Genomic DNA, 13,242 nt, shown 5'->3' with positions numbered 1-13,242 from the left:
GTGACGTAGAACATGTGACCGCATCCCCTGGCCTGCGCATGCCTGCGCGAGACCTTCGCCGGACTTTTACGCAGTCCTGGATTTCCCCCATCACCACCCCTTACACGCCGTGTCCCTCCCACCTCCCACCTCTCCCCTCGCCCTGCGTCCCCTCCAAGCCCACGACATCGCGACCGCCTGCCGGCAGTCTCCACGCCGGCAGTCTCTACGCCAGCCCGTGCGGCCGCAGATCGGGCAGCAATGGCACGAGCCGGTCCCAACGGCCGATCTCGCACCCGTCGCTGCGGTCGTACGACGCGTCGACGGGCCGCCCGGCCCAGGTCCCGGTGACATGCGCGGTGGCCGGCCCGCCGTACTGCATGGTGCAGACGCTGTCGTCGGGCACGGGGGCGAAGGTGTCTTTGCCCCACACCGTGCGGTGATCGAGGGCGTCGCACGCACCGCTGACGTCGGGATGGGTGCCGCCTCCGGGATGGCAGGAGAGCTCATACGTCCCGTCCGTACCGTCGCCCGTGTGCCGGACCGTGACGGTGAGGCGGTCGCCGCCCCGGTCCTCGTCCTGTACGGGCGGCGGCGCGAGGGTGAGGCCGCCGGTGTCGGCGTGGGCGGCGGCGGGCACGACGGAGGAGGCGGCGGTGGCGGCGACGACCAGAAACCGGGCGAGGAACATGCGCTGCCTAACGTCCCACCGGTCAGGACGTTGCGCGCACCGCCCCACCGGCGGAAGCGGTGCGGCGCGGCCGGGAAGGACTTTGCCCTGCGGCCCGCCTGCCTAGTACCGTAGGAGTCGATTGGTGACAGCACGCTCGACTGTGTCATCATCTGCACGCACCACTCGCGCTCGCGCGGGCGGCTGTGCGGGAGGCGTCGCCTAGTCCGGTCTATGGCGCCGCACTGCTAATGCGGTTTGGGACTTCAATCCCATCGAGGGTTCAAATCCCTCCGCCTCCGCGCATGATCACCGAAGCCCCGGTCCACCCGACCGGGGCTTCGTCGTTCCCGAGGCCGCCGCAGAGGTGTTTTCCCAGCTCGCAAGGGGTGCACCAAACGGATTTCACATGGCGGCGGCAGTCATGTAATGTTCTTCCTGTCGCCGCGAGCGGGCCGAAAGGACCAGGACCGGCAGGAAAACAAAACAAGCACTCGTAGCTTAACGGATAGAGCATCTGACTACGGATCAGAAGGTTGCAGGTTCGAATCCTGCCGAGTGCACAGCAGGTCAAAGCCCCCTCGGGATCATCCCGGAGGGGGCTTTTTCGTGCCGTACAGCAGTGAAGTACAGCAACGGTTGATATCAGCCGGACTCGGCGCCGCCCATTGCAGCGGACAGCTTGCCGAGAGCGGCCCGCACCTCTTCCTCGCTTGCCTCTGCGTAGACCTCCATCGTCATGGCGATTTGTGAGTGGCGGAGGATCCGTTGAGCCACCTTCGGGTGGACCTTCAGGGCGACCAGGAGCGAGCTGCAGGTGTGCCGGGTGTTCCGGAGCGGGATGACCCGGAGGCCGGCGCGGCGAGCGCGCAGGGCGAACATGCGGGTGAGGTTGCCCGGCTCGATGGCTGTCCCGTATTTCGTGGTGAAGACGAGGCCGCGGGAATCCTGCCAGAGCTACCCAGCCGCCTTTTCGTCGCCGATCTGTTCAGCGCGGCGCATGCGGAGTGCCTTCAGGCAGAACTCAGGGAGGGGCAGGAAGTCATCCGGGTCTGGGGGCTCACTTGCCCAGGTTTTCCGGAAGAGGTGAGCAGGGCCCGCCGTTGGACTCGCGACATCCTGCGCGGCTCCCCTTTGGATGAAGACGCCGAACTGATCGTGAGCGAGCTGAGCGCGAACGCGATCCTGCACACCGCCAGCGGCCTCATGTCCGGCAGCTTCCATCTGGCGCTTGGGTCTCACCGCAGGTGATCGCCCTTTCGGTCACGGATGACGGGGGCACGGGCACGTCCCCGAAGGCCGAACACCACCAGGACCAGGAGGAGGAGCACGGCCGGGGCCTGGGCATGGTCACCGCGATCGACCACCGGGTCGTGGTCCACGACAGCGATGGCGGCCACACCGTCACGGCAGAGCTCTACAGGGGTGTCCGCCCGGGAGGCCACCCATGCTGACACCGACGACCTCGGAACGCTTATCGGCCGAAGCGCGCATCGGCGCCTACCGCTGCTGGGCAGCCCGCCTACCCCCTGCACCAGGGGAATGCCGTTCTGCTGGGATCCCACAGTGCGGCCAGCCCCCGACTGGCACTGCGCTGGCTGCGTCTCATGACTGCGGGCACTGCCACCGCTGAGGAGACGCCGTCCGATAGCACGGCGTCCGACAGTACAGCGATATCCGCCGATCAAACGACGGAAATCAACGACAGACAGGGTTGGGAAGACACCGACGACCAGCCGCTCAGCGACAACCATCCGACCATGTGTGACAGGCCGGAGACCTGGTACACCTACACGTCGAAGACGAAGTACTTCATCCCGTCCTGGTGGAACGGCACCAGCTACAAGGACGGTCCGGGCGGCACCATCTCGGTGTCCGTGACCAAGGGCGGCACCATTTCCGCCGAAATCTCGGGCAGCGGTGAGTGGTCGGCAGGTGCGCTCCTCGCGAAAGCCAAGGCTACCATCAGCCTCAAGGTCGGCGGCAGCGTATCTATCTCCGTCGGCCACAACTACTCCCACCCCATCAGCCCGAACAAGTACGGGCATGTGCAGTATGGTTCGTGGGGCTACAAGACACACTGGAAGAAGTGGCGTTCCGGCAGTGGCAGCAGTTGCAGCACCGTCGAAATCGGCCATGGATCAGCGAACTGGCCCACGCCCGAAACCGGTTGGAAGTACTCGGAAACCTCCTCATGACCAACTTGAGCCCCCGGGCCTGGTTCGCCGGATGCGCAATAGCAGCATCGGCATTGCTGCTGACCGCTTGCACTTCTGGCAGCGGTGACGGTGAGGCCGCCAACACGACGTCGTCACAGACCGCGGCGAGCGCGTCTCAGGCTGCGAGCAAGGCACAGGAGAAGAAGCTCACCGACCAGGCCCAGGCGGCCCTTGCCGCCGTTCAAGGCGGGACAATGGTTGAAGCTGGCGCGGAGCGGGTGACCGACGGCATCCACACAGAGCCCACCCTGAGCCAGGGCAAGACATACAAGCTCAACCTGGTGTGCGTCGGCAGCGGCAGCGCACACTTGACATTCTCACCGGCGATCACCGCGCCGAAGACCGAAGTGCCGTGTGATCAGTCAGTGGTGCAGCAACGCATCACCGCGCACAAGCTGCCGGTACGCATCGATGTCGAGGGCACCAAAGGATCTACAGGCGTGATCGCATGGCAGATCAACTCCATCTGATCGAAGCACCCAGTACGTACAGCAGCGAAGTACAGCAACTACAGTGACCAACCATGATCGTCAGCCACTGTGAGGGACCGTAGGGGGCCTCTATGCCCCTTGTTGACCGATCTCTGTAGAGCTACGGATCAGAAGGTTGCAGGTTCGAATCCTGCCGAGTGCACAGCAGTCCAGAGGCCCTAAGGATCATTCCTTAGGGCCTCTGGCTTTTGCGTTGATGGCAGTGTTTGACGGCAACCGCTCTTGGAGCGGATCACATGGCTGCCGGGACTCCGTTCGCGCCGTCGTCATCGGCCGGGCCGTTGGCGTCACCCCTCAGGGCATCCCCTACGCGGTCGAACTCCGAGCGCTGCGAGTCGAGCCGCACGAAGGTGTGGATGTCCATGGTCGCGTGGATCGGGCTGTGGCCCAGGAATCTCCATGATCGTGCGGGCGTCGGCGTGCTGTTCATGGAGGAGCGGGGCGTACGTGTGGGCGCAGGCCATGAGAGCGAGCCTTGCGGACGCGGCCGGATGGACAGCGCCTCGAAGGAGCGGTTGAGGTTGCGCGGCTCGAACTCGGCCCGTCAGGGCCTTTCGGGCTTGCGGGCCAGGAGGCAGGCGTGCGGTCTGTTCACCCGTCCGTCGGGCTCCTGCTCCAGTCGCGCCGTGACGACGAGTCCGGCCTGGCCCAGCAGGCCGACCATGTGGCCAAGGGGCAGAAGGTGCGACTCGTAGGACACGGGACGGCCATAGCCGTGGGTCGGCTGCAACCGTTCATTGCCGACGTAGTCTCCCCAGAGCAGGAAGCCGCCGGGCGCGAGCGTGCGGTGGAATTCAGCGAACACCGCCGGCAGCCACTGCGGGGGCGTGTGGTGGGTGGAATACCAGGCCAGGATGCCGCCGAGTTCGTCGTCTCCCGTCTCCAGGGCCGTCATCGAGCCCTCGGCGAACCGCAGGTCCGGATAGGAGTGGCGGGCCAGCCCGATCATCTTCGGTGACAGATCGACGCCGAAGGCGGACACCCCCAGTCCGGCCAGGTGCGCGGTTATGCGGCCGGGGCCGCACCCCAAGTCTGCGACCGGCCCCAGACCGGCTGTCCGTACGAGGACTCTGCTGCGCAATTCGTTCAGGCGGAGAGTCTGTAGCTGAGTCGTTCGAGTCTGCTGGTGCGGGGGCGGTTGAGGGGGCCTGTGGTCCAGTGGGCGTCGAGCCTGATCACGTTGAGTGCGGTGGCGGAGAAGGCGTGTTGGAGGCGGACTTTCGGCAGGCCGCGGTAGCGGGCCCGGCGGATGCCGGTGATGTCGAGGGCCTGGTTGATGGTGCCCTCGACTCCGGCACGCAGGGCGTACTTGTTCTTCCAGGTGTCGGTCTTCTGCTCGGCGCGGGCCCGGGCGAGGTTCTCGTGGAGTTCCTCGGGACGCAGGGTGAGCATGCGGCGCCCGGTCTTCGAGGTGGTGCACTGCTTCTGGAGAGGGCAGTCCCGGCAGGTCAGGACGCTGAAGGTGATGACGATCGCGTCTTTGCCGTGCTGTTTGACCGGGTTCCAGTGGGAGCTGGTCCTGCCGGCGGGGCAGCGGACCTGGCGGGTCTTCCAGTTGATGGTGAAGGCGTTCTTGTCGAAGCCTTCGGCGGCCTTGGCCTGGTCAGAGTGGTCCTGGAGGACCGGGGTGACCATGCGGATGCCGTGTTTCAGGGCCTTGGTGATCAGGTCGGCCGACGGGTAGCCGGAGTCGAGGTAGTGCTCGCCGGGCTGCACTCCGTGCTCGGCGAGCTTGCGCTGGATCGGGGCGGTCGCCTTCACATCCGGCACGGTCGCGTCGGTGGTGTGCACGTCGGTGATCAGATTCGGCATCACCCCTGTGCCCACCCCTGTGCCCACGTCGGCGTCGGCGTCGGCGTCGGCGTCGGCGTCGGCGTCGGCGTCGGGGAGGGTGGTGCAGGTCTCCGTGAGATGGATCTTGTAGCCCATCCAGAACAGGTCGTCGCCCTTGGCCGCCCAGCGTGCGTCGGAGTCGTAGGGGGAGGCCAGGCGGAGTTGGCCGGGCGGGACGCCGTCGTCGGCGTCCCGCTTCTTGATCACCTGCCGTCCCCGGGCATCGGTCCGGACGATGTAGGTCTGCACGAGGACCTGCCGCAACAAGCCCACGGCCTCGATCTCGCGAATCCAGGCCGGAGCGTCATCGGCCCAGGCCGCCCGGCACAAGGCGATGGCATCCTGCCCGAAGACCTGGGCGAGACGGTCACGTTTCGTCTGCGAGGGCGGCATGCGCCAGCCGTCGACCCGCGGCCCGTACCGCTCGGCGAACTCAGTGACGTTGATGTGTCCGGCCAGCCAGGCCGGTGCCGCGACCGCGAGGGCCTCCAGGGCCGCCCGCACACTCTCCCCGGCCAGCTCCAGACGGTTCAAGTCCCGCACCGCACTGATCACATGGGTGGAATCGGTGCGCTGCTTGCCTCCGGCCGCCACCAGGCCGGCGTCCTTGCAGTGCTCAAGGAGCCGGTCGAAGACCACCCGCTCCATACCGTTGTCCGCGAGCCGGGCCCGGAACCGGCACAGCACACTCGCATCGAATCCGGTGTCCGTCAGCTCCGCACCGAGCGCGTACTTCCAGTCGATCGCCCGCACCGCCATCGCCGCGGCCTGCCGATCCGTCAGGCCCTCCGCGAACTGCAACACCATCACCAGCGACAACACCCCCGGCGACAGTCCCGGCGCCCCGCGCACCCCGAACGCCTCCGTGAACGGCTCATCGACGAAGACCTCCGCGAGGCGATCCCGCGCCCGTATCGCCAGGCTCCCCTTCGGAAACGCCGCCCGGGCCACCACCACCGTCTGTTCCGGGATCTCCGGCAACCCCACCGGCCGCATCGACATCCGTACCGCCTCCAGGACCGCACGACAGGAAGGCGACCCCGCCAACGATCATCGCCGACCCGGCCTTACCCCCGCAGCGAATTGCGCAGCAGAGTCTACGAGTTCAGCAAAACCCGCCAGCATCGCGCGGGACAACGGGTCCATCTCGGCTGGAGGCGGGACGCGTTCGACGTACTCGGCGGCGACCGTGTCGTACGACTTCCGGACAGCGGCCAGATAGGAGGGCTCGGTCATGCGGGCGACCCTAGACGAGGGAACTCACAGGCCGTGGCGCGACTTTGTTGACCTGCCTGGCATCCGCCGCTGCAGGAACCGGGCCGTCACACACGACCATGCAGGCATGCCGTCGGCTTGGCGGAGCGGCACGTCGCAGGCCATGGAACTTGTCGGGAACTTGGTGGGCCGGATGCTCCACTCGCTGCGTCGGCCTCTCGGCCTCGTCGGCCTCTCGGCATCGCTGGCCAGCCTCCACGCCTCCTGACCTGTTTGTGGTCAGGAGGGGGAGAGGCTCAGTGCTCGCAGAGGGAGAATTCTCGTTCGTAGAGCTGCTCGTTGTGCTCGTCGACGAAGAACTTGCGTTCCTGTATGAGCTGTTCGCGGTAGTTCTCGGCCTGTTCCAACGTCATGGTCGAGGTGTCGGACCATGGTTGTTGCGGGGGCACATCGGATGTGGAGACGATCTTTTCCGACGGGTCGACCAGGAAGAACGCGAGAATTTTGCGGTATCCAGGGCGGGTGGGGTCCGTGAGGCGGAATGAGCCGACGCGGTGTTGCAGGATGTTCGGGAACGCCAGGCAGCGGCCCGCCGGCGTCGATGTCGATCCCAGCATCTGGTTCAGTGCGTCCTCGTCCTCCAGGCCGTAGACCTCACGCATGCCGTTGCGGTCGTTCTGTTCGTAGTGCGGGTCGTCGAGTGCAGCCCGGAAACTCAGCCGGCTTTCGGTGATGTTCTCGCTGTCCCAGTAGTGAATGCCGGTCGAAACAATCCGCTCGTTCATCATCCCCTCGACGTGCCAGGAACCGCCGGGGTACTCGGGCTTGTCCGGGGTGAGATGAATAGTGGCGAGCTTGACGATCACCTGGAGACGGCGGCCGCGCAGGTCGACGCGGGCGGATTCATCGGGCAACTCGGGCGGAGTGAAGGCCGGGGCGTCCGGAATGGCCGGACGGCGGTTTTCCCACCAGTCGTCCTGGGCCTCTTCCCATGCACTGAGGGCTTCTGCGTAGGCACCGTCATCACTGTATGAGGATTTGTTCGGATACTCCGGCTCCGAGTCGTACCACCCGAAAGGATCGACCTTGATCCGCAGGGGCCGCGGATGGCGCAGATCGGTGAGTACGTTCTCCAGCAGGGGGCGCATGCGCGCGAACAAGTCCGGCAGGACGCAGGCCAGTTCGCGATGAGTCTCGGGGTGGACGTTGTTGACGTACGAACGGAAGGCGACATCGCCGTCGTCACTGATGTCGACATCCGTGGGCAGCCACTGGAATTTCTCCGAGAATTCGTACTTCGAGTGGCGGTTCGTCGGGTTCTGCCAAGCTCGCTCGGGTGCACCGCTCACCTCCCTCACCAGGCAGAACAGTGAGGGATGAACCAGGTCCAGTACCTGGCCGTCGGATCCGGGATGCCAGTCCTGTTCTGCTTCGGGGACCTGTTCCAGAACCCGAACCGCCTCGCGCAGCCGGGATCTGAGCTTGTCGTCGACCAGTGTGTCCGACTGCCACACCCCGTCGACGGCGGACATCTCGACGCCGGTTCGCTCGTCCCGCAGCGCGGCGTAATGCAGGAGTTCGGCAAGCACGTACCGAACCTGCGCTTCGGTGAGGCCCTGGTCGACCGCTTCTTGCGTCCACCTGGCAACGATGTCGGCATCGTTCATCTTGTCGAACCACCCCGGCTTCGCCCGGATATGCGAGCTGCACTGCATCATCTGAAGTTCCCGCAGCGCTCGGGGTGTCGCGAACGATATGGAACGGGAAGCATGAAACGGCAGCGGGAAAGCAGACAGGCTGGTCAACTCTCTTTATCCTCCCAGTCGGTGTGCGGCGGCGGGAAGGATACTTCAGCGGACTGACACCGCAGCCGTGGTCCCTGTCGGCGCTGTTCCGGGAGCGAGGGCTTCGACGTTGTCGCCTGACGGCAGAAGCTGCGGATCACTCCGGGGCTTCTGCCATTCGGGGTGCGCCCGGGTGATGGGGCGTCAGCTGGGCGTTTCCGGGCCCCAGTGGTCCGGGCCCACTCCGCGCCAGTCGATCCACTGTGCGTCCGCGACCTCGGCAGGGTCGATCTCCAGCCCGGCTCGGCGGAGGAACTCCGCCAGGTCGACCAGGTTGTGGGCCAGGCCGAGGATCTCGCCGTCCACGCGCACGCGTCGGCCGCCTGTGGGTGACGGCGGATGGACGATCACGCGAATCGGTCCGGACATGTCTTCAGGATCATCCGGGATGTACGGTCCCGCATTCCGGCCCGTCATCCGAGGGCTTTCGGCGTCCGGGTGGCGGAACGCGGCGCGTTGCGGCCGCTCAAGGCGTGTCCCGGTTCGGACGTCCCAGGTCACGCAGCTCCCACCATGCCGCGGGGCTTGGCCTTCGCTGCTGCCAGTAGGGGTGGAAGTACAGGTGGGCCGACAGCCGGTGCAGGCGTCGCCGCAGCTCGGTGCGGCCCGGCCGCTCGGCGAGCTGCCGGTAGGTGGCGCTCCACTCCTGCTGCGCCCGGGTGAGGTCGGCGGGAAACGGTCGCATGGCTGAATTCAATCATGTGTTCGATTTACTGGTCCATCGAAGGCCGCCGATGGCCGCCGCGAAGGCTGCCGAAGGCCGCCGATGGCCGCCGCGAAGGCTGCCGAAGGCCGCCGATGGCCGCCGCGAAGGCTGCCGGGCCGCCGAAGGGCCGGAGATGGGGCCGGCGAGGGGCAGCGAGGGGCAGCGAACGGGCTGCGAAGGGGCGATTTGTCACCCGTGGAGGGGGGTCGCGCCGACCCAGCGCCTGTAGGCATCCACGTCGACGTTGCCGCCGCACACGATGGTGGCCACGTGGCGGCCGGCGAAGCGGTCACGGTCTTCGAGGAGCGCCGCGATACCGAGCGCGGCCGACGGTTCGACGACGAGGCCGGCGTGGGTGAACAGCATCCGCATACCCGCGATGATCGACTCCTCACGGACCAGGACGGCGTCGTCGGCGACCAGGAGGAGGTCGTCCAGGACGGCCGCGATGGGACGCCGGCCGGCGACACCGTCGGCGATGGTGTTGGTCGAGTCGGTGGTGACGACGTGCCGCCGGTGCCACGAGTGCGTCATCGCCGGTGCGCCCAGCGGCTGGACGCAGATCACCTCGACGTCGGGGGCACAGGCCTTCACCACATGTCCCACGCCGGTGGCCAGCGCCCCGCCGCCGAGAGCGATCAGAACGGTGTCGAACGTCGGCCTGGTGCCCACCAGTTCCAGGCCGATGGTCGCCGCGCCCTCGCAGGTCTCGATGTCCAGACTGTCCTCGACCAGCCGGATGCCCTCGTGCCGTGCGATGGCCGCCGCCCGGTCGCGGGCCATCTCGTGGTCGCCGTCGACCAGCACCAGCCGGGCGCCCAGTGCGCGGATACGGTCCAGCTTGGCCGTAGTCGCGAAGCGGGAGGCCACGACGGTGACGTCGAGTCCCCGGCCACGACCGGACCAGGCGAGGGCTTGGCCGAGGTTGCCCGCGCTGGCGCACACCGCCGCCGGCGAGCCCTGGCCGGCGAGCAGGCCGGCGACCAGCTCCGTGCCGCGGCCCTTGAAGCTGCGGACCGGGTTCGCCGTTTCGAGCTTGACGCTGACCGCGCATCCGAGGCCGGGCTCCATCGCCTCACAGCGGTACAGCGGAGTATCGAGAAAGATCGGGTCGATCACCCGGCGAGCCGCCCGGATCCGAGCAGTATCGAGGCGCGTCTCCTGCATGGCGCAGCAGCGTAGCGCCGCTGTCGCTGTTCCACCCGGGTGAAGTCCGCGACCGTTTCTCGCCGCCGACGAGCGCTGCCCCGCCGCAGCCGAAGAGACGGGAGTCGGTGAGGTCGACGAACGAGTCCGGTGGGGCGCGCACGGCAAGAGGCCCCGGAGTGATCCGGGGCCTCTTGTGTTGCGGGTGGGGCGGAGGAGCGGCGCCGACAGCTAACTACGCATCCACTTCGAGGAATTGGCCGGCGACGGAAGACCACGAGTCAAGAGGGGGCACGGCGCCGGGCCGGTTGCCCGGACACCGAAACCCGTTTATGAGCTACGTGATGCGATTCCTGCTGCTCACCAACCGCCTTCGCAGTGTGAACCGACTGGCGCCACCTGCGCACCCGGGTTGCCTTCGCCGTTGAGCGCGTTGCCCAACAGGCCGTTGAGGACACCGACCTGGCCGAGGATGTCGATGTTCATGTCGTGGGACTTGCACCCGCCGCCATGCGAGCCATCCATGCCCTGGGCCGAAGCGGTGCCCGTGCCTATGAGGCTGAAGATACCGAGGATGGCGGCTGCCGCAGCAGCCTTGGGAAGCTTGCGCATTTCTCCTCCTTGGTTGAGTCGAGCGCGCACGAAAGATCCACTTTGCGCTCATTTCGGAGGCTAATCCGATATCTCCCGCACCGCTTCCCGGGTCTGCCATCCGTGGCTCCGGCTCAGCCGGTTGGCCTCCTCCTCGCCGAGTCCGGCGTCGACGTCCCGTCAGGCATACGTCCAGCGCCAGGCGTTCGGGCTGTACGTGCATCCGATCGTCGCGCCGCTCGCGGTGGGCGTGACGGAGCCGTGGTCGCTGTTCCGGCAGAACCGTCCCGCCGTAGGGCAGTTGCCGGCGACTTCGGGGTGCGGACAGCTCAAAGGCCCCGGGGGAGCTTCCCGGGGCCTCTGGTGTCTGGGCTGCAGCGATGGTTCAGGTCGGCCGGGGCGGGGCCCGGACGGGCGTACGAGCTCAAGCCGCCGCCTCGGCCAGGCGGTGGAACGCCTGTGTGGTGCGAGGGTGGGCGATCTCGTCCAGGACGTGCCGCCACTCGGGGTCGGAAAGGTCCGGGTGGGCCAGGTCGACCCACCCGATCGAGGGTGCAGCTGGCTGTACCGGGAGGGGGCTGCCCACCCCCTGGCCCCCTTGGAGCCGACCCGGAGGAGACGACCCGGAGGAGACGACCCGGAGGAGACGACCCGGTGGAGACGACCCCTTGGAGAGGGCCTCCCTGGAGGGGCCTGCTCCCGGGTCACGACGTCTGCGGCAGGGCGTAGGACGGCGTGGCCGCCGAGGAGAACCAGCCGGTGCGCGGGCGCTCGGTGATCGCACCGGCGCCGTGGCCCCGGCCGCCCGTCGCGAAGACGAACACGCGCAGGACCAGGAAGCGGCCCGTGCCGGCGAGGGCGGAGGCTCCGAGGTAGACAAGCTGGGCGGTCGGGATCGACGGGGACGACTGCGCCGCGTGGAGGAGGAACATGGCGGCGCAGGTCAGGGCGTAGGCCGCCGCGGCGGATCCGGCCGACTGCCAGTGCTCGCGACGGCCGGGCCGGCGTCCCGTGCCGAAGGTGAACCGGGCGTGCAGCTCGGTGCACAGGACGGTGGAGGCGACGGTGATCACCGCGTTGGCCGCCGCCCACGGCATCAGCACTGCCGTCAGCGGGACCGCGCCGCTGGAGAGCACACCGACACCGCCGCCGCACACCACGAACCGTACGAACGAGCCGAACGGACCGGGAGCCGCCGAGGCATGCCCTATGCCCTGTGAGGGGAGGTTCGGCTGCATCGCGGATTTCCTTCCGGGGAACGGGACTTGAGTCAACGATCCCTTCAGCCGCTCTCCGGAACGATGGGGTGTACTACCGAGTCGGGGTAGGGCTGGCTCCAGCACGAGAGGTCCCGCCCGCCGGCGTTGTCGACGCCGGGTGCCTCGGCTGCCGGCTGGCGGGGCGGGGAGTGCGGCGTGGAGAGCTGGGTGGAGTGCGGAACACGGCGGGGTCGTACGACGCGGAGACGTGCGGCGCCGTGCTCCCGGTCGGCAGCGCGGAGCCGGAGCCGGCCGCGGCCGGTGAATTCGGCCGCCGACGGCGCTGATGCCGCTGACGCCCTCAGTGCTGACGTCGCTGACCTCGGCGAACCGCCCGGCCGTACCTCGATGTCAGTGGCGCCGTCTACTCTCGTGAGCGATGGCACAGGCATGGAAGTGCTCGGGGCTGCGGTGGGCGGCGGATGGCCCCGTGCTGGCGTGGGACGGTGGGCGGCGCACTGCGCTGACCTGGGGGAAACGTGTGGCCTTCGGGGTCGCGGACGGGGGTGTGCGGACATGTGTGGGAGCGCGGGGACATGCGTGTCCCGTCCGGGCGGTCGTGCCGGGGCGGACCACGGGGGCGCGGTGCGAGGAGTGTGCGCGGCTGGACCGGGCGCACTCCGTGGCCGCAGACACGATCGCGGACGACCCGCGGCCGTACCACGTATATCTGGCGTGGTTCGGTCCCGGACTGGTCAAGGTCGGGATCACGGCAGAGGAGCGGGGCTCGGCGCGGCTGCTGGAGCAGGGCGCCGTGTGCTTCGGCTGGCTGGGCCTGGGACCGCTGATGGCGGCCCGGCGCACCGAGGAGATGCTGCGCGCCGCGCTCCGGGTGCCTGACCGGATTCCGTACGCCGAGAAGCGGGCGGTGCGGTCCCGGTTGCCGGCGTCGGAGGCGGAGCGGGCGGCCGAGATCGAGGCGCTGCATGCGCGGGCCGTGGAGCTGGCCGAGTGGCCGGAGTCGCTGGCGCGGGAGAGGTGCGAAGTCGTGGACCACGTCGGGGCATTCGGGCTGGCGGGGCTGCCGAGTGCGGCCGGAGCGGTGAGCGAGCTGGTCGCGGGCGGCTCGGTCGGGGGCGAGCTGCTGGCGGCCGCCGGACCGGACCTGCATCTCGCGACGAGGCGCGGGGTGGTCGTGCTGGACACCCGGCTGATGGCAGGGTGGGAGATCGTCCCGGCCGGGGGCGACGACGAAGTGACCCTCCCGGTGCGGGAGTTCGGTCAGACGGCAGGAGTCCAGGACGGACTGTTCTGAAGGAGTGGATCCTTCTTGGATCCCGGTTCGAGAG

At 68.0% G+C, this 13,242-nt stretch carries 14 protein-coding genes, 2 tRNA genes and 3 pseudogenes; 6 read left to right on the top strand and 13 right to left on the bottom strand.

Going from position 1 to position 13,242, the window contains the following annotated elements:
* Window positions 1–205: 205 nt before the first annotated feature.
* Entirely contained in the window at window positions 206–670 is a 465-nt protein-coding gene (locus OOK07_RS20960; RefSeq protein WP_266797928.1) for an SSI family serine proteinase inhibitor, read from the bottom strand.
* Window positions 671–860: 190 nt separating this feature from the next.
* Here OOK07_RS20960 and OOK07_RS20955 point away from each other — a divergent pair.
* Window positions 861–951 (top strand) — tRNA-Ser (locus tag OOK07_RS20955).
* A gap of 188 nt (window positions 952–1,139) precedes the next feature.
* Window positions 1,140–1,212 (top strand) — tRNA-Arg (locus tag OOK07_RS20950).
* A gap of 82 nt (window positions 1,213–1,294) precedes the next feature.
* On the opposite strand, the pseudogene OOK07_RS43300 reads toward OOK07_RS20950, so the two are convergent.
* Window positions 1,295–1,702, bottom strand: a pseudogene (locus OOK07_RS43300) (tyrosine-type recombinase/integrase); the annotation flags it as partial.
* Between OOK07_RS43300 and OOK07_RS20945 the strand changes: the two are divergent.
* The 3 genes and pseudogenes from OOK07_RS20945 to OOK07_RS20935 all read left to right on the top strand — a co-directional run bounded on the left by OOK07_RS20945 (window position 1,694) and on the right by OOK07_RS20935 (window position 3,338).
* Window positions 1,694–2,103, top strand: a pseudogene (locus OOK07_RS20945) (ATP-binding protein). The pseudogenes OOK07_RS43300 and OOK07_RS20945 sit on opposite strands and share 9 nt — an antisense overlap.
* A 153-nt stretch (window positions 2,104–2,256) precedes the next feature.
* The gene (locus OOK07_RS20940) at window positions 2,257–2,847 is read left to right on the top strand and encodes a hypothetical protein (protein WP_266797927.1); all 591 of its coding nucleotides are present in this window, start codon (window positions 2,257–2,259) and stop codon (window positions 2,845–2,847) included.
* Window positions 2,844–3,338 carry a DUF6023 family protein gene (locus tag OOK07_RS20935; RefSeq protein WP_266797925.1) on the top strand — a complete coding sequence of 165 codons (495 nt, stop codon included), beginning with the start codon at window positions 2,844–2,846 and terminating at the stop codon, window positions 3,336–3,338. The genes OOK07_RS20940 and OOK07_RS20935 overlap by 4 nt, the downstream gene beginning before the upstream one ends.
* 253 nt (window positions 3,339–3,591) lie before the next feature.
* Here OOK07_RS20935 and OOK07_RS20930 read toward each other — a convergent pair whose 3' ends face one another.
* From OOK07_RS20930 to OOK07_RS20880, 11 genes and pseudogenes are all read right to left on the bottom strand, one after another.
* Complete coding sequence (locus OOK07_RS20930) at window positions 3,592–3,789, bottom strand: hypothetical protein (protein WP_266797924.1); 198 nt, start codon at window positions 3,787–3,789, stop codon at window positions 3,592–3,594.
* Window positions 3,790–3,903: 114 nt separating this feature from the next.
* Window positions 3,904–4,440, bottom strand: a complete 537-nt coding sequence (locus OOK07_RS20925) for a class I SAM-dependent methyltransferase (RefSeq protein ID WP_266797922.1) — start codon at window positions 4,438–4,440, stop codon at window positions 3,904–3,906.
* 5 nt (window positions 4,441–4,445) lie between these two features.
* Complete coding sequence (locus OOK07_RS20920) at window positions 4,446–6,194, bottom strand: IS1182 family transposase (protein ID WP_266797920.1); 1,749 nt, start codon at window positions 6,192–6,194, stop codon at window positions 4,446–4,448.
* 81 nt (window positions 6,195–6,275) lie between these two features.
* A pseudogene (locus OOK07_RS20915) lies at window positions 6,276–6,428 on the bottom strand (SAM-dependent methyltransferase); the annotation flags it as partial.
* Window positions 6,429–6,703: 275 nt separating this feature from the next.
* Complete coding sequence (locus OOK07_RS20910; RefSeq protein ID WP_266797919.1) at window positions 6,704–8,212, bottom strand: DUF4246 domain-containing protein; 1,509 nt, start codon at window positions 8,210–8,212, stop codon at window positions 6,704–6,706.
* 183 nt (window positions 8,213–8,395) lie between these two features.
* Window positions 8,396–8,620: a hypothetical protein gene (locus OOK07_RS20905; RefSeq protein WP_266682333.1), complete on the bottom strand. Its 225-nt coding sequence runs from the start codon at window positions 8,618–8,620 to the stop codon at window positions 8,396–8,398.
* Between the two features lie 97 nt (window positions 8,621–8,717).
* A complete protein-coding gene (locus tag OOK07_RS20900) occupies window positions 8,718–8,936 on the bottom strand; it encodes a DUF8825 domain-containing protein (protein WP_266682332.1) in 219 nt (72 codons plus the stop codon).
* 210 nt (window positions 8,937–9,146) lie between these two features.
* Window positions 9,147–10,124, bottom strand: coding sequence for a threonine ammonia-lyase (locus tag OOK07_RS20895; RefSeq protein WP_266797917.1), 978 nt, complete (start codon window positions 10,122–10,124; stop codon window positions 9,147–9,149).
* Between the two features lie 339 nt (window positions 10,125–10,463).
* A complete protein-coding gene (locus OOK07_RS20890) occupies window positions 10,464–10,715 on the bottom strand; it encodes a hypothetical protein (protein WP_266517416.1) in 252 nt (83 codons plus the stop codon).
* A gap of 403 nt (window positions 10,716–11,118) precedes the next feature.
* The gene (locus OOK07_RS20885; protein WP_266682331.1) at window positions 11,119–11,280 is read right to left on the bottom strand and encodes a hypothetical protein; all 162 of its coding nucleotides are present in this window, start codon (window positions 11,278–11,280) and stop codon (window positions 11,119–11,121) included.
* Window positions 11,281–11,398: 118 nt separating this feature from the next.
* The gene (locus OOK07_RS20880) at window positions 11,399–11,932 is read right to left on the bottom strand and encodes a hypothetical protein (protein WP_266797916.1); all 534 of its coding nucleotides are present in this window, start codon (window positions 11,930–11,932) and stop codon (window positions 11,399–11,401) included.
* Window positions 11,933–12,332: 400 nt separating this feature from the next.
* Here OOK07_RS20880 and OOK07_RS20875 point away from each other — a divergent pair, with 400 nt between their 5' ends.
* Entirely contained in the window at window positions 12,333–13,208 is an 876-nt protein-coding gene (locus tag OOK07_RS20875; protein ID WP_266797914.1) for a DUF2797 domain-containing protein, read from the top strand.
* Window positions 13,209–13,242 lie beyond the last annotated feature (34 nt).

It is taken from the genome of Streptomyces sp. NBC_00078, from assembly GCF_026343335.1.
Classification (GTDB): domain Bacteria; phylum Actinomycetota; class Actinomycetes; order Streptomycetales; family Streptomycetaceae; genus Streptomyces.
The sequence above is the reverse complement of the archived record's forward strand: the minus strand, read 5'-3'. Positions and strand labels throughout refer to the sequence as shown.

What these genes read in the sequence shown, in the direction of transcription:
- OOK07_RS20920 (WP_266797920.1), bottom strand. Translation starts at nt 6,194, where the DNA reads ATGTCGATGCGGCCGGTGGGGTTGCCGGAGATCCCGGAACAGACGGTG.
- OOK07_RS20960 (WP_266797928.1), bottom strand. Translation starts at nt 670, where the DNA reads ATGTTCCTCGCCCGGTTTCTGGTCGTCGCCGCCACCGCCGCCTCCTCC.
- OOK07_RS20940 (WP_266797927.1), top strand. Translation starts at nt 2,257, where the DNA reads ATGACTGCGGGCACTGCCACCGCTGAGGAGACGCCGTCCGATAGCACG.
- OOK07_RS20935 (WP_266797925.1), top strand. Translation starts at nt 2,844, where the DNA reads ATGACCAACTTGAGCCCCCGGGCCTGGTTCGCCGGATGCGCAATAGCA.
- OOK07_RS20930 (WP_266797924.1), bottom strand. Translation starts at nt 3,789, where the DNA reads ATGAACAGCACGCCGACGCCCGCACGATCATGGAGATTCCTGGGCCAC.
- OOK07_RS20890 (WP_266517416.1), bottom strand. Translation starts at nt 10,715, where the DNA reads ATGCGCAAGCTTCCCAAGGCTGCTGCGGCAGCCGCCATCCTCGGTATC.
- OOK07_RS20905 (WP_266682333.1), bottom strand. Translation starts at nt 8,620, where the DNA reads ATGTCCGGACCGATTCGCGTGATCGTCCATCCGCCGTCACCCACAGGC.
- OOK07_RS20895 (WP_266797917.1), bottom strand. Translation starts at nt 10,124, where the DNA reads ATGCAGGAGACGCGCCTCGATACTGCTCGGATCCGGGCGGCTCGCCGG.
- OOK07_RS20900 (WP_266682332.1), bottom strand. Translation starts at nt 8,936, where the DNA reads ATGCGACCGTTTCCCGCCGACCTCACCCGGGCGCAGCAGGAGTGGAGC.
- OOK07_RS20880 (WP_266797916.1), bottom strand. Translation starts at nt 11,932, where the DNA reads ATGCAGCCGAACCTCCCCTCACAGGGCATAGGGCATGCCTCGGCGGCT.
- OOK07_RS20875 (WP_266797914.1), top strand. Translation starts at nt 12,333, where the DNA reads ATGGCACAGGCATGGAAGTGCTCGGGGCTGCGGTGGGCGGCGGATGGC.